Source organism: Pseudoalteromonas sp. PAR1 (assembly GCF_947311895.1).
GTDB classification, from domain to species: domain Bacteria; phylum Pseudomonadota; class Gammaproteobacteria; order Enterobacterales; family Alteromonadaceae; genus Pseudoalteromonas; species Pseudoalteromonas lipolytica_C.
Window position 1 is genome coordinate 22,682 of the sequence record NZ_CAMZMY010000023.1, and the last position, 25,979, is coordinate 48,660.

Consider the following 25,979-nt stretch of genomic DNA (forward strand, 5'->3'; position numbering starts at 1 on the left):
AGGCTAAGCCAAAATTACTGATACAGTACCAGGGCCTTATCTGGTTGAGCACTTTTACTATAACTTAGCACTGCTTGCTGCAAATACTCGTCACGATTATCTGCATTAAGCGCTTTATCAAATACTCGTGCAGCTAAGTCGTACTGGCCATGAGCATTTGCTAAACATGCTAAGGCTAAAAGCAGGTCTGTATTTTCGGTGTCTTTTTTTAATATATCTTGCAAGCTTGTTTGCAGTTTGAGTGCATCACCCGCCGTGCTAGCTCGTAAAATACGTGCTAAATCTTTATGCTGAAGTGGTTTTTTTAGCATTTTGATTAAGCTTAGCTCAATTTTATTAAGATCACCCACGCGCGCCATAGCTGAAAAATAGCTCACTTCAGCTAACGGTTTTAAGTTCTTGGCTAATTGCTCATAACGTGTCGTTAGTTCACTGCTAGGTTGCGCAGAAAAGTAATGGTCAAATAGCTGACGCCATTCGTTATCTGAAAGTGCTTTTTTACGTAATAAGCGAGGCATAAATTCATTAAGCGCCGACCACTTTTTCTCTTGCATCAGGACGTGAGCATACATTTTAAGTTCTAAGCTAGAGGCTTTTTTACGCTCTGCCAAGGCTTTAAGGTCAGCAAAAATAGTACTCGTCTCACCACTTGCAACCCATAAGTTAGCGACTTTTAGCTGCTTGTCTTGACTGATTTTATCAAGATAACTAATTGCTTGTTCACGGTTGTTATTTGCCAATGCTGCTTTGGCAAGTAAAGCATAACGCACATCATTCCATTGCTCTGCCACACTATTATTTTCAAGTGCTAACTCAAGCTCAGTGTAATCGTTATTGATTAAACTCCATATTCCTTGTTCAATTGCAGCATGTTTGCGCTCTTCACTTCGAGCAAAAAAACGATGTCGCGTATGGCTATACAAAGACCACAAATAACGCACCAATTTATAAAGCAAGAATATCGCAGCAAAAGCCAACAAAACTAACGCAGTGACGCCCCAAATAGTGCCCTCAACCGTGGTATTGTTAAAAGCAATAAGCACATAGCCTTTTTGATCAATAAAAAAAGGGGCTATTCCTAAGCAAGCTGCAATAGCGATGATTATCAATAAGAAGCGGATCATTGTGCCCACTCCTTCACCTGCTCAGTACTTTGCAGTGACACTTTAGGGCTGAAATCGAGTTGCTCTTTTGAAAGTGAAGTTAAGCTAGTTAATACCGCTTTAGTGACTGCATCATCTTGTTTAAAGTAATCTTTCACTAAGTCATGCGCTGCATCAACTGCACTAAAGTACACACTGCTTTGTTTTGTTAATACGGCGTCTTGCGCTTGTGCGATATATAAACTTAGGCGTTGTTTTACTAAATGGCGCTCTTGTTCACTTAAAAATGGCGCAACAACCATGTCTTCACGAGTACGAACTGTGACAAAGAAGTCTTTAAATTGCTGCCAAGATTTTGCAAGGTTTTGACGCCACTCACTGACGTTTTCACTAAGCTGATTTGGATCTTCTTGTTTTACTTCTTCAGGTAGAGAAATAGCATTAAATGCCAACTCAGTCACTTGCTGATTGATTCCGTGCAGCTTTAAATAAATGGCTTCTACAGCAACTGGCTCAATGGCATTTAATGTTTGCAAATCTTGATGAATTGCTTGGCGAATAGCCCCTGTTCCAGGATGCTCAGCAAGCAAGCTATCTAAACGAGATAATACAGCAGCAGCACCTTGGTAGTCGTGCTCAGCCCAGAGTTTAAACTCAGCCATACGCTGCAAGCTTGTGACTTCTTGCGGATTAAGTGTAAAAGTTTGCTGCTCGGCACGCTTTAAAGCCGCTTGCAGCTGCTGCTGCGTTTGTTCAGCACTTTCATTCAGCGCATCAGTAACTTTTTGTTCAGTATTAAATAGCGATTGCTGCAATGTTTGCTGGGCACTTTTCACCGCATCAAGCTGTTGCTGTAAACGTTGGTTTTCTGTTGTCAGCTCATTAATAGCAAGAGTAGATTGTTGATCGCCATTAAGTTTATGATAAAACTCATATCCCACAGCCGAGGCAACAAGGAGTGAAATGAGTAAAGCCAAGCTCCCTGTTTTACTTATCCCTCTTTTATGCTGAACTGCTGCTGGTTTAGCTGCAGGTGCTTTTTTGGCAGGCTCAGCGCTGGCTGGCTTTGTGGTTTGTTTTAAATCTGCTTCACTCATTTTGCTACCTTGCTTATCAATACAGGCGAACATAGCACTATCGCTTGCCCCTGCAGCAATGTGTATCTGCGTTCTTGCTACATTTTGTTGTTTTAAATAATCAGCGATACGTTCGCTGGCAACATAAAATTGTCGCGCTTTTAACCATGCTAACTGCGATTCATTGAGACCATTAAAAATGGCGTCAACAGCTGCATTACTGGTAATGACTATACCTTCTACATCAATTGTTTGCCAGTGGTCCATCCACTTACCTGGTTCACTCTCGATTGCAGTTCGTTTGTATACCACGAGCTGATTTAAAAGTGCCCCACGTTGTTTTAAGGTTTTCGCTATCGTTGTGCGCCCACCTTCACCTTTAACCAAAACAATATTATCCAACTCTACATCTTGTAGAGTTTTTAACTCGAGCAAGCCCTCTGAGTCATGGTTTTTCGGCACTGCAGCTCGACGCCCAAAGGCTTCATACACTGCATCTGCCGTTTGCTGTCCAACTGCATAAAGTTGTGCTGCTTTATTAATTGTGGGTGTGAGCTTTAACAATGCATGAACAGCATCCTGCGAGATAAAAATGATCTTATCAGCATTCTCAAGTGGTGAGAGCTCACTACTACTTGGGGTAAGATAATCAAGGGTAAGCACTGGACACTGGGTTGCTCGATAACCCGCCTGCTGAAGCGCAAGCGCAAGTTCAGTGCCTTTCCCTTCTGGACGAGTTATCAATATATGCATGTTAAGCGTCTCTATATACTTCTGCTAAAATTTTATCTGCACCTTGCGCAAGTAGCTTTTCAGCAAGTGTAATACCTAGCTGCTCAGCGTCACTAACAGGGCCAGAAACTTCATCACGTAGCATTTGACTTCCATCAATTGCGCCAACTAAACCACGTAAATGCACTTGTTCACCATCAACCAACGCAAAAGCACCAATAGGTACTTGGCAGCCACCTTCTAAACGGCGGTTCATGGCACGCTCGGCATTAACACGAATACGTGTTTCTGTATGCTCAAGTGGTGCTAGCAGCGCTTTTGTTACTTCATCATCTACACGACATTCAATGCCGACGGCACCTTGACCATTGGCAGGTAATGAAACCTCTGGTTCAATGAATGCCGTAATACGCTCTGGCATTTCTAAACGAATTAAACCTGCTGCTGCAAGAATAATTGCATCATATTGACCATCATCAAGCTTAGCTAAACGAGTGTTAACGTTACCGCGTAAATCACGAATATCTAAATCAGGACGTGCTTCACGAATTTGACATTGGCGACGTAAGCTCGATGTACCAACAATAGCACCTTGCGGTAACTCGTCTAAGCTTTTGTAGTTATTTGATACGAATGCATCACGAGGGTCTTCACGCTCACAGATAGTATGAAGCGCTAAGCCTTCAGGAAACTCAACCGGCACATCTTTCATCGAGTGCACAGCAATATCTGCTCGACCATCTAGCATGGCTTGTTCTAATTCTTTTACAAATAAGCCTTTACCACCAATTTTAGCCAGCGGTGTATCTAAGATAATATCCCCTTGCGTCGACATAGGAACAAGTTCAACCGTCACATCGTCATGAAAGTGCTCTAGCTGTGCTTTTACAAATTCGGCCTGCCATAGAGCAAGCGCACTTTTACGTGTAGCGATACGAACGCGTTTTGTTGTCTGAGTCATGAAAATTCCAATTGTTTATCTGGCCGAAATTAATCAGCTAAAAGTCTAAATTCTTTTTGCGCAAGTAAAGTACCTTGCGCGTCCACCACTTCTACCCGCCATTCGCCGAGTTGCTCTGGCATGATGTTTTTGGTTGAGTAGGTTCGAAAACGCGGGCTAGTTATTGCTAATTCAATAGATGCAAGCTGAGTGTCTTGGTAATACCATTGATGACGAACAGTTTGTCCCTGCATATTTTTAAGCTCACTAAAAAAGCTTAAGCTTTGCGTTATTTCCGACAATTTTACATCGTTTTTTAGAACGTTGACTGGTTCTCGATCAACAACATCGGTTGTTAATACCGCTCTACTAACTTTATCTGTATCTATTTTAGCGCCAATCGCTAAGCTAGCAATATGAGCAGACTGAGAAAATTGCTGTTGAACATCAGAATTTTTAGCGATGGCGATAGGTTCGTCGCGGTTTTCTTCTTCAAGGACCGGCGAAGCTTCATCAATAGCCTCTGCTTGCGCTGTCGTTTCTGTTTCTAAGTCAGAGGTTATTGGCTGCTCATCAGCAGGCGCTTCTACATCCTGCTTTTGCTCGACGACTTGAATAGCAGGTTCTTGCGGTTGAGGTGAAGCTGGTTCAAGTTCGCTTGGCGATACCGTGTCAGCTGCTGTGGGTTGTTGCATAACAGTACCCGTTGCTTCAGCACTTTGCTCATCGGTTTCAGCCTGTTCGGCATTAACAGCACCAACAAAACTATAGATAACAGCTGCTAGTGCGACAAAAATCACACTGCTAACCATAAATATGCGTCGCCAGTGCCACTGATAAGTGACCGTTTCTAGGCGGCGGCTTTCTGATTTTTCAGCATTCATGTTAGCTGTTATTACAATTTTTTTTGTCATGTTTGGCCCCTTCACAACCAAAAATTAACTCAGGCGAGCAATTAACCACTCACGGATAGCCATAAGCTCTTCACCACAAACTTGATGCGCCATCGGATAGTCTTGCCAGCTTACTTCCATGTTATTAGCGCTAAGTACAGTAAATGCTTGCCTGCCAGCGCTATGCGGTACCACATCGTCAAATCGACCATGTGCCATAAATATATTTAACCCTTGTTGCTTGGTTTCATCGGCTAATTTAGCTGGTACACACATGTAAGTTGATAGTGCCATTACACCCGCTAATTTATAATCGAGTCGTGGCGCTAAGTGTAGCGATACCACCCCTCCTTGCGAAAAACCTGCAAGAATAATTTTGTTTGCAGCAATCCCTTTTGCAATTTCTTGGTCAATAAGCTCAGCCACTTTTGCAGCCGAGTCACGCACACCTTGTTCATCAGCACGTTTATCTAAATCCATCGATTTAATATCGTACCAAGAGCGCATTGCCATACCACCATTAATGGTGACCGGTTGCACAGGTGCATGCGGAAATACGAAACGCACCCCAAGCTCAGCTGGAAGTGCTAGCTGTGGTGCAACTGGCGCAAAACCATCACCAGAATCACCTAACCCATGTAACCAAATGACGGTTGCTTTGTGGTCACTCTGTGCTGGGTATTCGACAAACTCTAAACTCATAGTTCTGAGCGCCACTCAATAGGTTGGCCCGCTTGACGTGTTGCTGCATCACACATAAATTGCCAAAACTCAGCACCCGAGCGGTTATCAATCCACTTATCATCGCGTAGTTCAAAATGGTGACCATTAAATTTCGTCGCAACCCACACTTGATGAAGTGGTGCTTGCTTGTTGATCACTATTTTACTGCGATCTGGGAAGATGATTTCTAAAATACCTGACGCTGATTCATAATCTAAGTCGGCATCACATTCATCGATTTGCTCTTCAATAGTTAGCATTAATGCATCGGCTAGTGTGTGGTATTCATGATCAGTCATTTTAATGTCCTTTAACTGGCTTTAAGCCTAGATCTGGGGGCAGATTGTGTACAACAAGTGTAACAGGAATAAATTCATCCGCGAATAGCTGCATTTTTTAAATATTCTGTTACTCTGCGATTATAAAGCCAGCAATCGTATTAATCTAATGAAAGAGACTCATAGCCAAAAATTAAAAACAATCTTACCACTTAGCGCCCTACTTCTAACCCTAGCAGGATGTGGACAAAGTGGTGCTCTTTATCTACCAGATGATACTGCACAGCCTAAAGAATCTCAGCCACAGGCTGATCCATCCGAACAACCAGAGCAAAAACAGGACCAATAGATGGACTTTTTTAACTACAATAATAATCAGCTGTTCGCTGAAGACATCGCTGTCAAAGAGCTGGCAGAACAATACGGTACACCGTGTTATATCTATTCGCGTAAAACATTTGAGCGCCATTACCGTGCCTTTGCTGATGCAGCAAAGTCACATAAAAGCTTGGTATGTTATGCCGTAAAAGCCAACTCAAATATTGCCGTGCTCAATATTTTAGCCCGTCTTGGCTCTGGCTTTGACATCGTGTCAAAAGGTGAGCTTGCACGCGTTATCGAAGCAGGTGGAGATGCCAGTAAAGTGGTATTTTCTGGCGTTGCAAAAACCGCTGATGAAATAACGTATGCACTTAAATTGGGGATCAAGTGTTTTAACGTTGAATCTGTCGCAGAGCTTGAGCGTATTTCTGAGGTGGCGACGTCACTAAACCTTGTGGCACCTATTTCGATTCGTGTTAACCCTGATATTGATGCTAAAACGCATCCTTATATCTCAACAGGTCTAAAAGAGAATAAATTTGGTATTGATATTCAAACTGCAGTGACGGTTTACCAACATGCGGCATCATTACCGGGTTTAAAAATTACCGGTGTCGATTGCCACATTGGTTCGCAGCTAACAGAAATTAAACCTTTTTTAGCTGCACTTGAAAAAGTACTAACTCTTATCGAAGAATTAAAAGCCGTTGGCATAACACTTTCACACCTTGATATTGGTGGCGGATTGGGTGTGCCTTATAACGGCGAAACGCCACCTCACCCAAGTGAATATGTAGACAAAATCACCGCTCGCTTAGCTGATTATCAAGACTTGGAACTAATTTTTGAGCCTGGCCGTGCAATTGCTGCCAACGCCGGCATATTAGTCACCAAAGTTGAGTTTATTAAGCAAAACCAAGACAAGTATTTTGCTATTGTTGATGCGGGTATGAACGATATGCTTCGCCCATCTCTTTATCAGGCTTGGCAAAATATTGTGCCGGTTGAACCTCGTGAAGATGATACGCCAACTCACAACTACGATATTGTAGGCCCAGTTTGTGAAACCGGAGACTTCTTAGGTAAAGATCGTCAACTAGCACTTCAAGCAGGCGACTTATTGGCACAGCGCAGTGCAGGCGCATATGGTTTTACCATGAGCTCAAACTATAACTCGCGCCCTCGTGTTGCGGAAATTATGGTGGATGGCCAACAAAGTCATTTAATTCGTCAACGTGAAACCTTAGAAAGCCTATGGCAAGGCGAGAAAATTTTACCATAAACGTTTTTATAACCGGGCAGCTCTGTGGCATGATTAGCTCAGAGCAATCCTGAATTAGAGCGTTATGTTAGTTAATTTCTCAAAAATGCACGGCCTAGGTAATGACTTTGTCGTTATTGATAACATCACTCAAAATGTTTTCTTATCTCGTGACCAAATAAAGAAACTGGCAGATCGCCATTTCGGCATAGGCTTTGACCAACTACTCATGGTTGAAGCCCCTTATTCTCCTGATTTAGATTTTCATTACCGAATTTTCAATGCTGACGGTAACGAAGTAGAACAATGTGGCAACGGTGCTCGTTGTTTTGCCCGTTTTGTGCGCATGAAAGGTCTCACTAACAAGCATAAAATTTCGGTTTCAACTAAATCAGGTAACTTGACTTTATACATTGAAAAAGATGGCCAAGTTACGGTCAACATGGGCCACCCAAACTTTGAACCAAACAAAATACCATTAAAAGCCAGTAAACGTGAGTTGACCTATATCATCCGCACAGAAGAGCACACAGTTTTCAGTGGTGCAGTTTCTATGGGTAATCCACATTGCGTGTTAGAAGTCGATGATATTCATACCGCCGAAGTGAACACTTTAGGGCCACTGCTTGAAAATCACGAGCGTTTTCCACAACGAGCCAATGTTGGTTTTATGCAGGTAATTTCTCAAGATCATATTAAACTTAGAGTCTGGGAGCGAGGTGTAAGCGAAACCTTAGCATGTGGAACAGGTGCCTGTGCAGCTGTCGTTATTGGTCAAGTACAAAATAAGCTTGCCAGCACAGTGCAAGTAGATTTACCCGGTGGAAGCTTGCAAGTTCGCTGGCAAGGTGAAGGACATCCAGTAAGAATGACTGGCCCTGCTGAACATGTTTTTGATGGACAAGTGGCATTATGAGCAAACTAACAGAACAACAAATTGCACAATACCTAACTGAAAACCCTGATTTTTTCATTAAACAGCCAGAGTTACTCGCTGACATTGAACTGCATCAACAAGCTGCTGGAGCAACCTCACTGGTTCATATTCAACAGCGCCAGCTCCGTGAACATAATACATTTTTGAAAAATAAGATTGATCAACTTCTTGAGCAAGCAAAAGAAAACGAATTAATCTACCGCCTGTTCAGCGAATGTCATCGCCAACTATGGACTAATTACGACTTTAAAACGCTCGCCATCAATCTGCGTAACATTATATGTACCAACCCACTAATTAATGAATGTCACTTAGTGAAATATGAAAAGAAGTTTGATGATTTAATAACTCATCGACTACAAAACGATGGCATTTATTTAGGTCGTATCAACCAACAAGAATGCGATTTACTATTTTCTGGTTCAATACAGTCAACTGCCCTTTACCTGATCGGAAACACCGCGCATCCTGTCGCCATATTGGCGTTTGGTAGTCATGATGTAAACCACTTTGAGCCCGCTAAAGATAGCTTTTTCGTACTTGAGTTTGTTCGCTCATTGCAACTGCGGTTATTGGAACTTGCATGAGCGATGTGACGACGCCAAATATTGATGAATTAAGTGATGCTTGGCGCACACCTATCCAACTTTTTGCAGATTATTTACGCTACGAAAAGCAATACTCAGCACACACAGTCAACCAATACACAAGTCAATTAGGCTTTGCAGCATTATACTTTAGTAAACTCTGTGAAAACTGGTTTGCTGTTCAAGGTGAGCATATTCGCCGTTACAGTATGCAACTACGAGGCAAACAACTGAGTGGCCGCACAATTAGCTTAAAGCTTAGTTGCATTCGTAGCCTCTACAAGTTTCTTAAAACTAAAAAGATTGAAAATCACGTTCACTACCATAACCCAGCTGAGGCTATAAAAGGGCCAAAGTTTTCCAAGCCATTGCCTAAAAATTTAGACGTTGATCAAATGGCAAAGCTATTAGAACTAGAAGGTGAAGAACCACTAACAATACGTGACAAAGCAATGATGGAATTAATGTATTCATCAGGGTTAAGGATTAGCGAGTTAGTTGGCGCTAACATACAAGATATAAATACCACTGAAGGTGAAATTTTAGTGCGCGGTAAAGGCAATAAAGAACGTTTATTGCCTGTAGGTAGCAAAGCATTAAACGCTTTAAAGTCTTGGTTAAAAATTCGTCCACAATTTGCACACCCAGATGAAACGGCTATTTTTTTGAGCAGCCAAAAAAAACGCATTTCAGTTCGTCAAGTTCGCCTCCGTATGCAAGAGTGGGGAATAAAACAAGGGATCAGCTCGCAAGTTCATCCACATAAACTTCGCCACTCATTTGCTTCGCATATTTTAGAATCGTCTGGTGATCTACGTGCCGTTCAGGAACTATTAGGGCACAGCAGTTTATCGGCAACACAAGTGTATACACACCTTGATTTTCAGCATCTAGCCAAAGTTTATGATAACACTCATCCACGCGCTAAAAAGCGCTCAACTCCAGAGTAATACTTAGTAATTATGATCCGTTTTAACCGTGCTTTATCACCTGTTACTGTTTTAAGTTTTGATTTAGATGACACACTTTATAACAACCATCCGATCATTAAATCAGCTTTACAAGCGCAAGCTGATTATTTAGCAAAGCTGCCAGAATGGCCAACTAATGACACGCAGTATTGGCTTTATTGTCGTGACAAAGCCTTAGCGCTAGATCCAAGCCTCATTGACGATGTGACTCGCTGGCGACGTGCGGCACTACTCTATGCCATGCACGATCTGGGGTTTAAAAATGATTTAGCACAACAACATGCTAACAACGCCTATCAAGCATTTGCTGATGCTCGCAGCCAAATTACTGTATCAAAAGAAGTGTTAGGGCTATTAAAAGCTCTCAGCAAACAATTTCGCTTAATAGCAATAACCAATGGCAATGTCGAAGTCGACAAGTTTAACCTCAAAGGGGTATTCGAACTTGTCTTACAGGCAGGCCCTCATGGTAAAGCGAAGCCCCATCCCGGCTTATTCGACATTGCAGCAGAAAAGCTAAATGTAGCTCACAAAGAGATTTTGCATATTGGCGATAGTCTCGACACAGATGTTCAAGGTGCAAATAACGCTGGCTGTCAAAGTGTTTGGTTGAATAATCAGGCAGCAAATTACAAATACAAGGGATTAGCTGACATCGAAATTAACGATATCTTTTTATTGAATCATTTAGTTAAAAAGTAACCAATTTTTGTAATTTGTTTTATGCTTAATAAAGTATGGAAGATACATGGCAGTGTTAAATTTAAATGTGCCTAGACTTCTCGTATGGAAAATTAATTAGTTAAGTAAGGCGAAGGCACAAGTGAATTATCTACTAAAGTTACTACTCGTGTGCTCTCTTAGCCTTAATGGCTATTTCCTATGGCAATATGATAATTATAAACGATCAGCTGAGAAGCTAACCGAAAAAAACACTGTTATAAAGCCCAGTAAAGTAACGAGGTTGCCAGAGAAGTTTCAACATGCTGTCGCCTTATTTCGCAATAATCTATTTGATGAAGCAGTTCTTGAGTACACGCAACTTTTAGAAAATAACCCAAGCTTTGCACTGCAATTAAAGCGTGCTTGGCAACAGCAACTTGAGTCTTGGCTATCCCACCATGATGACGAACTTAGCGAGCAATTTTTAACTGCCTTTTTGAATAGTCACCCTTATGATGCATCAATGTTAGAACTCGATGCAAAACGCATGATCAATCAGGGCCATGTTCAACAGGGAATTATTAGTTTAATGGCTTTACATAATCAGCTTGGAAAAAGTAAGCAAGCGCGATTCGCGAAGAGAATTTCGGAGCTAACAAAGTTAAAAGCAGAGTCATTGATTGAAGAACAAAACTGGCAAGAACTTCTCAATCACAGCCAACAATGGCTAGATTATATGCCGCAAAACACCTTTTATTTATTAGTTCAAGCGCAGGCTTATTTTCACCTAGGTGACTTAGTCGCAAGCCAAATTGCGCTTGAGCAACTTCCTGAAAACCATGAGCATAAGCAAGAAGCTGACGAATTATATCGTTTGATACAGCAAGCATTAGCAGGGGTTGAGGTTGTGCCTCTCATCCCACATGGCTCACATTATTTAGTTAATAGCATAATCAATGACGATACCGACGCTAAGCTAATGATAGACACTGGCGCAAGCTTTACGGTATTAACGCAATCACTGCTAGAACAACTAAAAGAACCCGCCCATTATCTTGGTACTATGCAAGTAAATACCGCAAATGGACTCGTTGAAGCGCAGCATTATCAAGTACACTCTTTTCAAATCGGTCAACAGCGGCTCTATAACTTCGATGTTCTAGTACTTAAAAGTCATGGCAGTTATGGTTTGCTAGGTATGAACTTCTTAGAGAATTTTAAGTTTAATATCAATCAACAAGTGAATGAGTTAGAGTTGATAAAAGATAACTATTAAGGACAGGTAATGACACTTAACGATTTCTTATCGAAATTAGCTAACACGCCACAGCAGATAGAGTTTAACGATACAATGGCTGTGATAGAGAGTAACTACCATTTCACTCCTAGTGGCTTTAACAATCATGGATTGATCAGTGCAGCAAATGAAAATAATGGCTCATGTAAAATTTTCGCCTTTGCAAAACTTAACCAACTAAGCAAACAAAATACCCTAGATTGTTTTGGCGCGTTTTATCGTGATGATGTGTTGAAGAATCCTGAAGGGCAAGACCACATGAACATTCGCACCTTTATGCTTGCTCCTGAAGCAACTCCTTTTTTAGGAGTTACTTTTACCGAGCAAGAAGTACTGAAAGCTAAGTAAGCAAAGATTTTTCCATAAAATAACGGCAACCATCGAGTGGGTAATTACTCATTTCATATTTAACTTGGTAGCCGTTTTTTTCGTAAAAGGGTTTGGCTTGGAAATCGAGTGTATCGAGTTGTGCAGTGTTTGCGCCAAGCGCTTTAGCTTTGCTCTCTAATTCCGTTAATAAGCGGGTTGCAAGCCCTTTACCACGCGTCTTATCATCACACCAAAGCCAACTAATTAGCAGCCAGTTACCAAATACTTGGCCATGAATACCCGCCACAACGGTGTTATGCTTATTAACAAACTTAAAACCAACGGGAATACGTTCAGCATTAAAATGTGCCGCATTGTAGGCAACAACATGTTCTCTTAGCTGGTTATTTAAGTCAGCTGAGTCATCACTTTTTAATTGATACATAGCATACCTATAAAATGTTATGACTCAGTATACGCTTATATCGTTAATCAGTATAAGTGATTCTTACCATAGGGTACTTCGAGCATATTGCTGGCCAATTTTTCTGGCTGACCGCACATTTCGTCATAAGCACTGGTGTGGCGTAAAACCATATCACCGTAACTTAAATGATCTAGGCGCTTTTGAATATGCAACGGACTGAGATCTCGTATAAATTCACCTTTCTCATCAGTAACATAATACTCAACGTTATTAATTACCACAGACACTTGATACAGCGCCATTTCCAACGAATGAAGGATAACTTTTTGCAGTGGCTGATGATCTGCAAGCTCTGATAACTTGATAGGCATGTGCGTTCCTCTTTGGTGGTGGAACTATTTATACGTGATTTTGGTATACTGTGATCAAATTAATTGTACAAAAAGCATCCATGACTGAAAAAGTGCGACTCGCCAAATTTATTGCCCATGCAGGTGTCTGCTCACGAAAGCAAGCATCGCGCTTGATTGACCAAGGTGAGGTAACAGTAAATGGTCGTGCTGCAAATCATATAGATCATGTTGATGAACAAGATGATGTAATTGTACTTGGCGAAAAAATTTCAACTAAAGCACCACTCACCTACTTTGCGTATCACAAGCCTGTTGGTATAGATTGCAAATTAAATGCTGCAGACCCAGCAAGCCTTATCCATAGCCTGCCTAAAACCACTCGGGTTTATCCAATTGGCCGGCTCGACAAAGACTCTCGTGGGTTGTTAATTTTGACCAATGACGGTGAATTTTGTAATCAACTGATCCACCCTGATTACCATCAACCCAAACGCTATTTAGTCACCGTAGATAAACCTCTCGATAGTGATTTTTGTCAAAAAATGGCAAACGGTGTGCCAGTAGATAAACAAATAACCCTCCCTTGTGAAGTGACCCAAGTCAACGAAACGCAGTTTTGCATCGTATTAAAACAAGGTTTAAACCGGCAAATACGTAAAATGGCACGTTTTTGTGGCTATAAAGTCATCGACCTTTTCCGCACAGATATCGCACAGCTATCACTAACCACGTTAAATTTGCCCGAAGGACAGATAGTCAGTATCAAAAAAAGTGACATTCTCTAACAAAAAAGTTTGCATTAATTGATTACGCGTGTAATCTTTAATTAAAGATTACATCTGTAGGCATAAAAATGATTGAACTTTCTAAAGCTGAATTCGAAGTATTAGATGCGGTATGGCTTGGCTACCCAGCCACGGCTAGTGAAGTAATTGCACGTTTAAGTGACGATAAAGAATGGCACGAAAAAACCATTAAAACGTTACTAAGCCGTTTAGTTAAAAAAGGCGCACTAAGCTTCGAGAAACAAGGTCGCCAATATAACTACACCCCTTGCATTGCCCGTGAAGAATACACTTTAAAAGAAAGCCAAAGTTTTATTGAACGCTTTTTTAATGGCCGTATTGCGCCATTGGTGAGTGGTTTTGCTAAATCAGAGCAACTCTCGCAACATGATATTGATGAGCTAAAAAAAGTCATTGATGATTGGGAAAAACAGCAAAAGTAAGGCTTTGTTATGTTAGATGCATTTTTTAATTGGCTGTTAGAACAACAGCTTTTGATCTCATCTGCAATTTTGTTTTTATTGCTGCTAGAGCGAAAATTATTGAGCCAGTTATCAGCGCGCTTGGTTTATACGCTGTGGGCACTACTACCTATTAGCTTACTGTTAGCGAACCTGCCAAACCACTTAAAGCCGATACAAAACGACTTTATCAGTAAGCTGACCATTACGCCAAACACAGCAATAATGCCGCAATTTACGCTAACGTGGTTCGCTATTTATGGCTTTATTACAGCTACTATGCTGATCACTGCCGTGTACTTTCATTATCGTTTTTTAGCGAAACTGCAACTAGAGCCAATTACGGTTGATCATCACAACAGCCAAAGTATGCGCTTATACCAAAGCAAACAGGTGAGCTCCCCTATGGTTGTAGGCGTTATAAATACCAAGCTAGTGCTGCCTACAAACTACCAAAGCCACTACGATAACCATGCTTTAGCGCTTATTTTAGAGCATGAATCTGTGCACATTAAACGTAAAGACAATCTGATTAATGCCATTGCTTTGAGTGCCACTATTGTGCAGTGGTTTAACCCAATCGCTTGGCTTGGCTATGCAAGCCTGCGCCGTATTCAAGAGCTTTCATGTGATGAGCAGGTACTCAAAAATAAATCGACAGAGCAACGAATTTTATACAGTAAGGCATTAGTGCACTGTGCAAGCTTTAGCAGAACAGGCTTAATGGCTTATTCACAATACGGAGATAAAAACACCATGTTACAACGTCTAAATCAAATAAAGCAGATCGACAACAGCTCATTTATCGCAAAAACAGCATTAGTTATTTTTACAGCGGGCATGCTTAGCAGCTTTGCCATTGCAAAACAGCCAATGTCAGTTGAAAAGACAAAAGACTATCAAGCGGTTATGCGCGTAGAACCGATATACCCAATTCAAGCTGCGGAGCAAGGCATTAGCGGTTCAGTCGTTTTGAAATACGATATTTTACCAAGCGGCGCCACCAGCAATATTAGTGTGGTAAGTGCAGAGCCTGAAGATGTTTTCAATCGAGAAGCGAAAAGAGCATTAAAACAATGGCAATATGCGCCATCTGAATCTGGCTTTAAAAACGCCCTAGTGCAACTCGATTTTGCCTTAGACGAAAACTATCAAGCTAAGGATTTAATTGAGAAAGTTAAAGTCAGTTCTAAATAAGCTGTAGCAACTTAAGACCCTAAAGCAAGCGCCTTATTTAAGCCGCTTGCTTTGTGGTTTTTAACTCATTGCTTTGTAACTAGAGGCAAAGAGCGATCATCGCCACAGCGCAAACATAACCAATAAACCAGACTAATGATCGCAATATATCTTGGTTTATGTAGTAGAAAATACAGTACAGAACGCGAGCAATAACATGCACAATCGCAAGGGTTTCAGTCACCTGATAGATATTATTACTACCGATTACCACCGCCAGCGCTACTGCAAAAATAATCAGCGATTCAAAGCTATTTTGATGTGCTGCTAATGCACGAGCACCAAAGCCGGTTAGTTTTGCTTGTTGTTCGCGAGGGTGCTTATTGTCGTAGCCTGCTAGCTTATTTTGTGCAAAAGCCACGGGGGCTTTAGCTAAATAAGGTATGAGTACTGCGATGAGTGCGCAGATAATCAGTGTTGTCATGATATTTCCTTATTTTTAACTGTAATAGCTTACCCTACAGCAAACAAAAAAAAGCCGCTACTTCTAAAAGCAACGGCTAGCAATAGCATCATTGCCACTATAGCCTAATGATTACTTAAAAGCCCTGCGACATATTGTCACAGCTGAGTTTTTCTCAAGTTGGTCGATAAGCTAATGCCCTAATACTTTGGTTTTGATACTCTAATTGCCTCCCCCCATTAATATATTTTCAATATGACTTGGATTTTCTTAACTATTTTTGCAGCGTTTATGCAGTCATGGCGCAATGCTCTGCAAAGTAAACTCAGTGCAACAGTGAGTGTTGCAGGGGTGACGCTTGCCCGCTTTATTGTTGCCAGCCCGATTGCTGCCCTTTATTTATTTGCACTTTATCAATACCAAGACGCTGCACTTCCTGACTTTAATCTGGCTTTTATTGGCTACATTGTTGGCGCCAGTATCGTCCAAATCCTTGCCACAGGCTTGATGGTAAAACTATTTAAAATGAATAACTTTGCAGTCGGTGCTGGGCTTGCCAAAAGTGAAGCGCTGATGGCTGCTATTTTAGGTGTTATGTTTTTTGGCTCCGCACTATCATTACTAGGCTGGATTGGGGTATTTATTGGTGCAATTGCGGTATTGCTATTAAGTGGCATCGCGAATGTTAAACACTTTAATTTGGGCACTGCACTGCTTGGGCTTGCTTGCGGTACTTCATTTGCTCTTTCATCGTCGTGGATCCGCGAAGCAAGCTTAAATTCAGGGCTGACTTTCCCACACTCGGCGGCTTGGGTATTGGTACTGATTATCAGCTTACAAACCTTGATGCTGTGCGTTTATATTGCCCTCAAAGAGCGCGATACATTTAACAAAATGTGGCATCACAAAGGCACCACGACCGCTGTTAGTGTGTGTAGCTGTTTAGGTTCCATCGGTTGGTTTAGCGCCATGAGCTTGCAGCATGTTGCTTATGTAAAAACACTGGGGCAAATTGAAGTATTTTTTACCATTATGGTATCGATTCTTTGGCTAAAACAGCCGTTAAAACGCCAAGACACGGCGGGGCTTGTGTTAATTGCATTGGCAGCCATTCTGGTAATGCTACCCAATTAGGCTTATTCCTAGTCATTAAAAAAGCGGCTATGCCGCTTTTTTAATGACTAATTTTTAGGGTTATTACACCACTAATTATCAAAAGTACTCCGGCAATGCGGCCAAATGTGGCAGCATCACCATAAAATAAAATACCAACCAAGAAGGTGCCTGCGGCTCCTATGCCTGTCCATACCGCATAGGATGTCCCCATCGGAATATCCTTTTGCGCCAACCACAACATAAACCCACTGGCGACCATAAAGGCGACAGCTATTGCAATACCTAACCAGCGACTATCTGGCTGTTGAGACATTTTAAGGCCGACTGGCCAACCAATCTCTAACAGTCCTGCGACAATTAAATACAGCCACGCCATTATTGCTCTCGCTTTTTCAAGATCACGTCATACAGATCTTCACGGCGGTCCTTTAAGTTTCTTACCGTACCTTCACTGTGCAGGATTTTCAGTTTATCCATATCTAAATCACTGAATAACAACATTTCAGTATTAGGTGTTGCTTCATTCAAGGTCGCATCATGCGGGAATGAGAAATCTGATGGCGTAAGCACTGCCGATTGCGAGTATTGTACGTCTAAACTCTCTACTTCAGGTAAGTTACCAACAGAGCCTGCAATCACAACATAACATTCATTTTCGATTGCGCGTGCTTGGGCACAATGACGAACACGTAAGTAACTGTTTTTGGTATCTGTCCAAAATGGTACAAATAAAATATCCAGCCCTTGTTTAGCGAGAATACGTGACAGCTCAGGGAACTCAACATCGTAACAAATTTGAATACCGACACGACCCGCATCCGTTTCAAATACGGCAATTTTGTCACCGCCTTGGATCACCCAGTCATTTTGCTCATGGGGCGTAATATGAATTTTGCGCTGCTCATCAATTTTACCGCTGCGGTGGCACAAATAGCTGACATTATAAATCTTGTCGTCTTCAGCAAGCGGCATAGAACCGGTGATAATATTGGCGTTATATTCAACCGCCATACGCGACATAGCATCACGGAATGTTTCTGTGTATTCGGCCAGATAGCGAATTGCTTCGGTTTGATTGCTTTGCTCAGTGAGTCCCATTAACGGGGCATTGAAAAACTCCGGAAACAGAATAAAGTCACTCTTATAATCTGATACCGTATCAACAAAATATTCCACTTGCTTAAGCAGCTCTTCAACAGACTCAACACAGCGCATTTGCCACTGTACAGCACCGACGCGCACAATTGATTTGGTCGACTCAAGTACCGTATCAGTCGGCTCAAACATAATGTTATTCCACTCTAGTAAAGTGGCATAACCAACGGATTCCTGATCTTCAGGAAGATACTTTTTAAGTAGACGTTTTACTTGGAAATCATTAGATAGCTGAAAGCTTAAAATCGGATCGTACAGCTCTTTGTGGTCCACTTTTTCGATGTACTCCATCGGAGTCATCTCTGCACTGTGATTGTAATAACGCGGAATTCGCCCACCTGCTAAAATGGCACGTAAGTTATACTGGCGGCACAACTCTTTTCGTGCATCGTATAAACGACGACCAAGTCGCATACCTCGGTGAGTCGATGAAATGACCACATCTAAACCATATAAGGCATCACCTTCAGGGTCACTAAATACACGGTCGTGACCATCAACAATGTCTTCATAAGTATGTGGGTTAGAAAAGCGTCCGTAATCAACCTGTACGCTAAGCGCAATTCCGACCAAAACACCGTCATCAACAATGCCTATTTGCCCTTCCGGAAACTGGTCTATTAACCTAAAAATAGTGTGACTTGGCCAAGCACCACCGAGCCCCGGATACGCTTGATCCATGAGAGTTTTGATTTGTGGATACTGCTCTTTAGTTAAATTACAGATCGCTAAATGCGTTTTTTCCGCCGGCATACTTACTCCTTTTAGGCACGAGAGGATAATCAATAAAACAAGATATTCTCATGTTTCTAGATTGGTTTTATTTAGAGTGGCATCAATTATGAGCTCTGCCAAGCCTTAAACTTAGCAAACTGCAGGTGAACAAGGCTTTAATTAGCATTATACAAAAATTTTATTGTGCTGTTATTAAAAGCACCTGACAACACTGCCGCATTGTTCAAATAATCATCTATACTTTAATTTCTCCCTGTAAGTGTGTATGAGGTTGGTTTGATAAAACATTTACTAAGACAAACCAAACAGTCTGGATTAGAAGAAATAGAGCATGTAAAGTTTCTTATTATTACTAAAATTGCCTATTTCGCATTAGCTGTACATGCTTTACTAATCCCCGCTTTCGCGCACATTGGCGCGAACATGCTCGCTATAGTTAACATTTTAAGTGTATTTGCTTGGGGCAGTGGTATTTTCCTTATAAAGCAAGGCTTAACCTCTCTTGCTTTGAGGGTGTTTTGCCTCGAAGTGCTTATTCATGCAGTTATTGTCTGCGCAACTCTTGGCTTAGGTGCTGGGTTTCAGTTCTATTTATGGACTGTGTCGTGTATTTTGATGATTGATTACCAGCTTACTTTTAAATGGGCTGCAACATACAGCTTGTTAATGATTGCTACCTTTGCTTCGTTGTATTTATTTTTCTCAGACGTAACCTATGGTTTCGCTTATCCTGAACTCCTTCCATATATCAATGTGATAAACGTCATCATTGCCGGATTACCTATGGTGTATGGGATGGGGCTTATTCGTGAAATTACGCTTTCACAACGCGTTGAGCTCACCGAGATGGCCGCTCGAGATCCATTAACAAAATTATACAACCGACGGTTTGCGAAAAAGCTCATCTCAATGGCACATAAAAAGAGTATCGAGCAAGATGCCAATCTATGTATGGTTATGGCTGACATTGACAGGTTCAAAAGTATTAATGATACCTTTGGTCATGATAAAGGTGACACCATCTTAATAAATGTATCAAAACTAATTAGTGACTTTATCAGTGAGGATGACATTGCTGTTCGTTGGGGAGGTGAAGAGTTTTTATTGATACTTACAAATACTAATGAGCAACAAGCTTTTGCTAAAATAGAAGCGCTTCGTCAACAGATAGCCGAGCTTGATGCCCATCCCGATTTCCCTGATTTAACAATCACTATGAGCTTTGGTTTAATCGAGTGGCAGCCTCTTGCACCGATAGAAAAAATGCTACAACATGCTGATACGGCCTTGTATCAAAGTAAACACTTGGGTCGAAATCAAACCACTGTCGCGAAAGGTTCCAACCCTACTTTCGATGATATTGATGCGGTTAGTTAACCGCATCAATACGAATACTATGAATAATCTCTTGTGGTAATAGAGGAGTTAAACCGTTACTCACATAGTCGTCAAATCCAGCTCGATAAAACTCCGACAACGGATGCCCTGATTGACCGCCAGGAATCGCCATAATCGCTTTATCTAAATGGCCTGGTTGTACTATAAAACGCTGTGAAGCGCCAAAGCTACGACCTTGGACTGCTGGCATGAAGGTATCGCCAAAGCCAGGAGCTGTAGGCATATTTAATAAGCTTTTAAGTGCCGGTATTTGCTTGGCAAACGGGTGCTCAATCACTAATTCGTTGACCTTACCCCATTGCCAACTGTGTGGATTATTACCGTACTGCTCTGTAAGTTTAGTAACAACTCGGTCAAAGGCTCCTACCATTTGCTGTTGCCAGTTTGCATAATCAGGGTTTAACCATGTTTGAGGTTGAGCTTCGATAAGTTGCCAAACGGCAGGCTCTAAATCTCGCTTAACTGACTTTAAACTACTGTCGAGATCTTTTAGCTTATTTTCTAATGGGCTAAATAAGCTATTAATCACTTCACTGCGGTAACGTTTTACTAAGGTGTAACCAATTGAGTCACTACAAGCACACGCCTGCCAGTTATTTAGCTCTTTTAAATACAGCGCATATTTATCGCCTGCAGTACTAAGCTGTTTAACCAGTAATTGATGCCATGGTGCTAAAAAGCGCGCCTCGTTATCATGCTGTAATGAATAAAAATCTTGCTCGGTAAATTGCTGCTTTTCAAATAAACGATCGCGAATTTGTGCTGATCTTGCCCCCATCGCGTATGCACCATTACCAAATCGCTCATCATCTTTAGCCGAAACAACACGAGAATTACCAGTCCATAAACGACCGCTCTCAGGATTTTTTACAAAGGGACGATCCGTTTCATTCTCATGCCAAGCTGCAGAGTAAGCTTGTTCAGACACAGCCAGTTGATGAGGCACTTTACGTGCAGGCACTGCTCCCATATTTTTCCATGCAGCATTGCCTTTATCATCGACCACCATTAAGTTTTGCACCGGAATACCAACGTCTGCAGCAATAGCTAGCGCATCATCAACCGTTTTTGCACTTTCAAGCTTTAATAAGTCCATATCAACGGCATAATCATGGTGAGCAACCCAACTTAAAGCATAGGGTTTGCCATTAATTTCTTTAACGGGACCATACTCACTCATGGTCAAAGCATAATTTTCAACCTTGCCATCATTAAGTAAAATGGGTTCATCTATTTGCCACGTTTTCTCTTTACTCTCAAGCGCTACCCAATCGGCGGTATCTAAATAACCATTGGTAAAACCCCACGCGATTTTATTATTTGTACCAACCACAATTGCCGGTGCCCCCGGCAATGATACACCGGTAATTTGCTGCATCTGACCATCAACAGGATAATTAAGTTGAGCGCGATACCAAATGATTGGCACCGCAAAAGAAAGGTGCATATCATCAGATAACATTGCAGCGCCCGTTTTAGTTAACTGCCCTGTAACGGCCCAATTATTACTCCCTAATTCTTTTCGGTCGAGAATATCGTTGATTACCCATGATGATTTGTTTAAAGCAGGGATCCCTGCACCGTATGCAGGTAACTGACTGTTATCAAGTGCAGCCTGATAAGGGCTTGGCTGGGTAATAAAGTCAACCATGTCTTTACCGTAAAGCTGCTCAATTTCTATCAGCGTTTTATCTCGTTCAAATGTTGCTGTTTGTAAGTCTAAGTACATACTAAAAATAACCAACAAACTGTCTTCGCTTTGCCAAGGTTGAGCACTCGAGCCTGTTAATATGTATTCAAAGCTATCAAACCCCAATTGCGCATAACCTTCGTTCACGCCATTAGCATAGGCTTTAAGTAGCGTCTTATCTGCAGCAGGTAGTTGCTCAACTAAAAACTGGCTACGCTGACGTAATTGATGAAAACGCATTTTTTTATCAAGCTCTAACGCAGCTTTACCAAACAGCTCACTTAATTCACCCGCCGCATTACGGCGCAATAAATCCATTTGAAAAAATCGGTCTTGGCCATGCGCAAAACCAAGCGCATAAGCAGCATCTAAGCGATTTTGAGCGCTAATAACAGCTTGCCCCAAAGCATCACGCTCAATCTTCACTGAGTGAGTAATTGCATTACTTTGTCCTCGACCATCAAGTGCTGGCAAACTTAGATTCAACACCCCATAGATGAGGCCTGTTGCCAATAGTCCGATGATGAGCGAAGCGACTAGTAACCATTTGATTATCTTAAACATGCTTGCTTCCCTTAGCTAAAGTAACACTATATTAACCTAAGTTTTGTGAAAAAATAGTGTCTTCATACAAAATAATGATCACTGAACTGAGAAAACGACCCACAGACAAATAACTTACATATCAAAGTCCCCATTGTTAATTACAAGGTAAATTGTCTATAGTAATTAAATAGTAAAAAAATCAATGCTTCTAATGCCATTAACGATCGACACTGATAATAAGAAATTACATAAATTAAAGTTAGCTTTTTGGCTATCTCTCGTGCTTGTTATCGTTATAGGTATCGTGATTGATCGGATAAATTATCACCGTGAAAAAGATGCTTTCCGTGCGCAAGAGCTAGCAAAAGTAAGTGCTTATCGGGCTGAATTAGAAGCGATCCTCGTCTCAAATATTCAACTTGTTCGCGGTCTCGCCGTAGCTATAACGGCGGAGCCAAATTTAGATCAAGCTCGTTACAGCCAAATAGCCTCTCCACTATTTGAAACCTCATCTGAACTAAGAAATATTGGTGCGGCTCCCAATATGGTTATTCGAATGACCTACCCCCTTGAAGGTAACGAAAAATCAATTGGGCTTAATTTTTTAGAAAATGCAGCACAACGCGCAGATGCGCTCAGAGCACGAGATGAAAACCAGATTGTTATGGCTGGCCCATTAGAGCTAGTACAAGGTGGACAGGCACTCATCGCACGTATGCCTGTATTTATTCCTCCAGAACAACAGTTTTGGGGATTATTATCTGTGGTACTTGATATCAATAAAATATATGTAAACTCTGGTTTAGTTTCGCTCAGTGAAAATTATGATGTTGCCCTGCAAGGGCGAAATGGTCTGGGCTCACAAGGAGATTTCTTTTACGGAAAAAGTGCAATTTTAAAAAATGATCCTCTCGATTTTATAATTCACTTCCCGGGTGGTAAGTGGCAAATGTACGCATCACCCAAAGCAGGTTGGCACCCCCCTGCTTCTGCCATTTGGCCACTACGGTTAGCCATTATTTTATTTTGTGTTTTATTTGCAGGTTGCTCATGGTTTTTTCTGAAAATGCTTGAGCGGCAATATAAGAGTGAGCGAATGCTAGAGACTATGAGTAGTCTTGCCAAAGTAGGGGCATGGTCGTTCAACCTAGAAACAAAATCTGTGTATTGGTCTGATATGACCAAACAAATTTTTAAATTTCCGCTGAGCAAGCAGCCCGAGTGGCCTCAAAATTATAGTTATTTTAAAGCCGGTGAAAGCCGCGATAAAATCCGCCAATTGAATGAGCGCGCTATAAAAAACGGCGAAAGCTTTGAAACTCAGGTACAAGTCGTCACAGCTGATGGGGATGAAATATGGGTGTTAGTTCACGCCGAAACCGAACATCGTAATGGCCGCTGCATAAAAGTATTCGGCTCACTGCAAAATATTGATGCCCGTAAACGAGTTGAAATTGAAAACAGGAAAGTAGCTTTACACAACGAGATTTTAGCGTCGCTCACTGTTAATGATGCTGTACTAACGGGTAATTTGAATTTATCAAAGCATGTCATTGTACAAGCGATTTGTCATGCTTTTGACGTTGACCGTGCCAGCATTTGGTTATTTAGTGACGACAGAGAGTCTCTCGATACCTTTGCTGTTCATGACGAGAATACACCACAAATACGAGAAGCAACCACACTAAAACAAATTGATTACCCTGATTACTTTGACGCCATTAATAACAATGCCGTTGTAAATGCTAGTGATGCCCCACACCATCCGTTTTTAAAAGAATTACGAACAACTTATTTTGAACGATTTAAAATATGCTCAATGCTCACGGTGATCATTCCCACCGGTAGTAAAACCATGGGGGTTGTGTGCGCAGAAAAATGCAAATCTCGCAGGCAATGGAGCAAAAACGAAGAAAGTTTTTTAATTGCCGTTGCAGCGCTAATTGGTAGTTTACACGCCAGCCAACGCCGTATAGAAACCGAGCAGCAACTAGTGCAAGCTAAAGAAGCAGCTGAACAAGCAGTAAAAGCAAAAAGTGAGTTCTTAGCAAGTATGAGCCATGAAATACGCACTCCAATGAATGGGGTGATTGGCATGCTCAATATCATTAAGCAATCTAAATTAGATAGCCAACAGAGTCATCATCTAGAGCTCGCACAATCTTCAGCCGAGTCGCTTTTGCATATCATTAACGACATCTTAGATTTCTCAAAAATTGAAGCTGGTAAACTAGATATCGAAAATGTTAGCTTTAATATTTCAAAACTGTTCGGCAACACCATCGAATCATTTGCAATTAAAGCCGAACAAAACAACACCAAACTTATCCTTGATACGACTGATATTTATCACGAATTTATTGTCAGCGATCCAAACAGGATCAGACAAATTATCAACAACCTTGTTAGTAATGCGGTTAAATTCACTAAAAATGGCAAAATAATTATTATTGCTAAGCTTGAGAAATTAGATGACAAGCACTTTTTAAACTGTTCCATCATTGATACCGGAGTCGGTATTAAGCCTGAAAAGCAAGCTACATTATTTGACTCATTTACCCAAGCAGATACCTCAACAACTCGCCAATATGGCGGTACAGGGCTTGGCTTAGCGATTGTTAAACAACTATGTAACCTAATGAAGGGCGATGTGAGTGTGGTCAGCTCATATGGAGAAGGCAGTACTTTTAATTTCTCTGTAAAAGTGAAAATAGATCATAAAAAGAAAGCCCTAGAACCCAGCCATATTATTGATAAAAAACATATATTCATTGCAGATAATTGTAAGTTGAGTAGCAATATAGCGAAAAAACAGCTGCAACTATGGGGGGCCAGCGTTGAAGTATTTACCGATATGACACGTTTATTGAGTCGCGCGGCTATGACGGAACATGTCGAATGTGACGCGATTTTCGTTGATTTCTTGTTTTATACCAACGCAACTAAAGAGCAACAACAAGTTTTTGTTAAACACTTTAATGCTGAACAGTGTAAACGTATTTTAATGGCACCAATGAGTTTGACCGAAGTGCAAAGCAAACAGGCCTTAAAAGCTGAGAGTATCATTTTTAAACCTTTGACCCAGTCAGATTTATTTAACTCACTTGCTAACGAAAAATACATTGAGCAACAACAAGTAAACAACGACACACTGATTACAAAAGTTGCCACTCAAGATGAAAATTCTGCTTCACAAGTGCTGCTAGTTGAAGATAATAAGGTTAATCAAATTGTTGCTGGATCGCTTTTAAAGCAGGTAGGTATCAGCTTCGACATAGCTGAAAATGGCCTTGAAGCAATTGCTAAGCTATCTCGTCGCGAGCAAATGCCTTACCAACTCGTGCTTATGGATTGCCAAATGCCAGAAATGGATGGCTACCAAGCAACTCGGGCAATTCGTGCAGGTGAAGCTGGTAAGGCACATCAAGATGTAACTATCATTGCGCTCACCGCTAATGCAATGCAAGGTGACAAAGAACGCTGTTTAAATGCGGGCATGAATGATTATGTTACCAAACCTTTGAAGTTTGATACGCTCAGTAAAAAACTAACCGTGTGGTTAAGCACTGAAGAATAGAGAGTA

26 protein-coding genes are annotated in these 25,979 nt (G+C 41.3%); 14 read left to right on the top strand and 12 right to left on the bottom strand.

Annotation, left to right across the window (positions count from 1 at the left end; genetic code table 11):
- Positions 1-14: 14 nt before the first annotated feature.
- The 6 genes from QL229_RS16605 to cyaY are packed head-to-tail and all read right to left on the bottom strand — an operon-like array spanning position 15 to position 5,766.
- On the bottom strand, positions 15-1,124 hold the full coding sequence (locus QL229_RS16605) for a heme biosynthesis HemY N-terminal domain-containing protein (protein WP_253039771.1): 1,110 nt from the start codon (positions 1,122-1,124) through the stop codon (positions 15-17).
- Positions 1,121-2,932 carry a uroporphyrinogen-III synthase gene (locus QL229_RS16610; protein ID WP_138557870.1) on the bottom strand — a complete coding sequence of 604 codons (1,812 nt, stop codon included), beginning with the start codon at positions 2,930-2,932 and terminating at the stop codon, positions 1,121-1,123. The genes QL229_RS16605 and QL229_RS16610 overlap by 4 nt, the downstream gene beginning before the upstream one ends.
- 1 nt (position 2,933) lies before the next feature.
- A complete protein-coding gene (hemC, locus tag QL229_RS16615; protein ID WP_135923168.1) occupies positions 2,934-3,872 on the bottom strand; it encodes a hydroxymethylbilane synthase in 939 nt (312 codons plus the stop codon).
- Between the two features lie 29 nt (positions 3,873-3,901).
- On the bottom strand, positions 3,902-4,765 hold the full coding sequence (locus tag QL229_RS16620; RefSeq protein WP_281547176.1) for a DUF2914 domain-containing protein: 864 nt from the start codon (positions 4,763-4,765) through the stop codon (positions 3,902-3,904).
- 24 nt (positions 4,766-4,789) lie between these two features.
- The gene (locus QL229_RS16625; RefSeq protein ID WP_138557872.1) at positions 4,790-5,446 is read right to left on the bottom strand and encodes an alpha/beta fold hydrolase; all 657 of its coding nucleotides are present in this window, start codon (positions 5,444-5,446) and stop codon (positions 4,790-4,792) included.
- On the bottom strand, positions 5,443-5,766 hold the full coding sequence (gene cyaY, locus QL229_RS16630) for an iron donor protein CyaY (RefSeq protein ID WP_036974421.1): 324 nt from the start codon (positions 5,764-5,766) through the stop codon (positions 5,443-5,445). Before cyaY ends, QL229_RS16625 begins: the two co-directional genes overlap by 4 nt.
- A gap of 148 nt (positions 5,767-5,914) precedes the next feature.
- Here cyaY and QL229_RS16635 point away from each other — a divergent pair, with 148 nt between their 5' ends.
- From QL229_RS16635 to QL229_RS16670, 8 genes are all read left to right on the top strand, one after another.
- Entirely contained in the window at positions 5,915-6,094 is a 180-nt protein-coding gene (locus QL229_RS16635) for a lipoprotein (RefSeq protein ID WP_130050045.1), read from the top strand.
- The gene (lysA, locus tag QL229_RS16640) at positions 6,095-7,348 is read left to right on the top strand and encodes a diaminopimelate decarboxylase (protein ID WP_138557873.1); all 1,254 of its coding nucleotides are present in this window, start codon (positions 6,095-6,097) and stop codon (positions 7,346-7,348) included.
- A 64-nt stretch (positions 7,349-7,412) separates the two neighbouring features.
- The gene (gene dapF / locus QL229_RS16645) at positions 7,413-8,243 is read left to right on the top strand and encodes a diaminopimelate epimerase (protein ID WP_281547177.1); all 831 of its coding nucleotides are present in this window, start codon (positions 7,413-7,415) and stop codon (positions 8,241-8,243) included.
- Positions 8,240-8,851 carry a DUF484 family protein gene (locus QL229_RS16650; RefSeq protein WP_135923163.1) on the top strand — a complete coding sequence of 204 codons (612 nt, stop codon included), beginning with the start codon at positions 8,240-8,242 and terminating at the stop codon, positions 8,849-8,851. Before dapF ends, QL229_RS16650 begins: the two co-directional genes overlap by 4 nt.
- Complete coding sequence (locus QL229_RS16655; protein WP_135923162.1) at positions 8,848-9,801, top strand: tyrosine recombinase XerC; 954 nt, start codon at positions 8,848-8,850, stop codon at positions 9,799-9,801. Before QL229_RS16650 ends, QL229_RS16655 begins: the two co-directional genes overlap by 4 nt.
- Before the next feature lie 12 nt (positions 9,802-9,813).
- Positions 9,814-10,524, top strand: coding sequence for an HAD-IA family hydrolase (locus tag QL229_RS16660; protein ID WP_138557874.1), 711 nt, complete (start codon positions 9,814-9,816; stop codon positions 10,522-10,524).
- Positions 10,525-10,786: 262 nt separating this feature from the next.
- Positions 10,787-11,761 (top strand): retroviral-like aspartic protease family protein, encoded by a 975-nt coding sequence (locus tag QL229_RS16665; protein WP_281547178.1) that lies wholly within the window; start codon positions 10,787-10,789, stop codon positions 11,759-11,761.
- A 9-nt stretch (positions 11,762-11,770) separates the two neighbouring features.
- Entirely contained in the window at positions 11,771-12,130 is a 360-nt protein-coding gene (locus QL229_RS16670) for a HopJ type III effector protein (RefSeq protein WP_138557876.1), read from the top strand.
- On the opposite strand, the gene QL229_RS16675 is transcribed toward QL229_RS16670, so the two are convergent.
- Positions 12,123-12,536 (bottom strand): GNAT family N-acetyltransferase, encoded by a 414-nt coding sequence (locus tag QL229_RS16675; protein WP_281547179.1) that lies wholly within the window; start codon positions 12,534-12,536, stop codon positions 12,123-12,125. The genes QL229_RS16670 and QL229_RS16675 overlap by 8 nt on opposite strands.
- A gap of 47 nt (positions 12,537-12,583) precedes the next feature.
- Positions 12,584-12,889 carry a DUF6482 family protein gene (locus tag QL229_RS16680; RefSeq protein ID WP_063528566.1) on the bottom strand — a complete coding sequence of 102 codons (306 nt, stop codon included), beginning with the start codon at positions 12,887-12,889 and terminating at the stop codon, positions 12,584-12,586.
- Positions 12,890-12,969: 80 nt separating this feature from the next.
- Here QL229_RS16680 and QL229_RS16685 point away from each other — a divergent pair, with 80 nt between their 5' ends.
- From QL229_RS16685 to QL229_RS16695, 3 genes are all read left to right on the top strand, one after another.
- Positions 12,970-13,656, top strand: coding sequence for a pseudouridine synthase (locus QL229_RS16685; protein WP_281547187.1), 687 nt, complete (start codon positions 12,970-12,972; stop codon positions 13,654-13,656).
- Positions 13,657-13,724: 68 nt separating this feature from the next.
- The gene (locus tag QL229_RS16690) at positions 13,725-14,099 is read left to right on the top strand and encodes a BlaI/MecI/CopY family transcriptional regulator (RefSeq protein ID WP_054554650.1); all 375 of its coding nucleotides are present in this window, start codon (positions 13,725-13,727) and stop codon (positions 14,097-14,099) included.
- 9 nt (positions 14,100-14,108) lie between these two features.
- Positions 14,109-15,314, top strand: coding sequence for a M56 family metallopeptidase (locus tag QL229_RS16695; protein ID WP_281547180.1), 1,206 nt, complete (start codon positions 14,109-14,111; stop codon positions 15,312-15,314).
- Between the two features lie 79 nt (positions 15,315-15,393).
- On the opposite strand, the gene QL229_RS16700 is transcribed toward QL229_RS16695, so the two are convergent.
- On the bottom strand, positions 15,394-15,777 hold the full coding sequence (locus QL229_RS16700) for an MAPEG family protein (RefSeq protein ID WP_135923156.1): 384 nt from the start codon (positions 15,775-15,777) through the stop codon (positions 15,394-15,396).
- A 234-nt stretch (positions 15,778-16,011) separates the two neighbouring features.
- Here QL229_RS16700 and QL229_RS16705 point away from each other — a divergent pair, with 234 nt between their 5' ends.
- A complete protein-coding gene (locus QL229_RS16705) occupies positions 16,012-16,890 on the top strand; it encodes a DMT family transporter (protein ID WP_253039784.1) in 879 nt (292 codons plus the stop codon).
- A 40-nt stretch (positions 16,891-16,930) separates the two neighbouring features.
- Here QL229_RS16705 and QL229_RS16710 read toward each other — a convergent pair whose 3' ends face one another.
- Together QL229_RS16710 and QL229_RS16715 are read right to left on the bottom strand one after the other, a co-directional pair.
- The gene (locus QL229_RS16710; protein WP_235384264.1) at positions 16,931-17,248 is read right to left on the bottom strand and encodes a multidrug efflux SMR transporter; all 318 of its coding nucleotides are present in this window, start codon (positions 17,246-17,248) and stop codon (positions 16,931-16,933) included.
- Entirely contained in the window at positions 17,248-18,780 is a 1,533-nt protein-coding gene (locus tag QL229_RS16715; protein WP_135923153.1) for a carbon-nitrogen hydrolase family protein, read from the bottom strand. Before QL229_RS16715 ends, QL229_RS16710 begins: the two co-directional genes overlap by 1 nt.
- Before the next feature lie 258 nt (positions 18,781-19,038).
- Here QL229_RS16715 and QL229_RS16720 point away from each other — a divergent pair, with 258 nt between their 5' ends.
- Positions 19,039-20,139 (top strand): GGDEF domain-containing protein, encoded by a 1,101-nt coding sequence (locus QL229_RS16720; RefSeq protein ID WP_235384265.1) that lies wholly within the window; start codon positions 19,039-19,041, stop codon positions 20,137-20,139.
- On the opposite strand, the gene QL229_RS16725 is transcribed toward QL229_RS16720, so the two are convergent.
- Positions 20,132-22,414: a penicillin acylase family protein gene (locus QL229_RS16725; RefSeq protein ID WP_281547181.1), complete on the bottom strand. Its 2,283-nt coding sequence runs from the start codon at positions 22,412-22,414 to the stop codon at positions 20,132-20,134. The two genes, QL229_RS16720 and QL229_RS16725, sit on opposite strands and share 8 nt — an antisense overlap.
- A gap of 193 nt (positions 22,415-22,607) precedes the next feature.
- On the opposite strand from QL229_RS16725, the gene QL229_RS16730 reads away from it, so the two are divergent.
- A complete protein-coding gene (locus QL229_RS16730; protein WP_281547182.1) occupies positions 22,608-25,973 on the top strand; it encodes an ATP-binding protein in 3,366 nt (1,121 codons plus the stop codon).
- Positions 25,974-25,979: the final 6 nt, after the last annotated feature.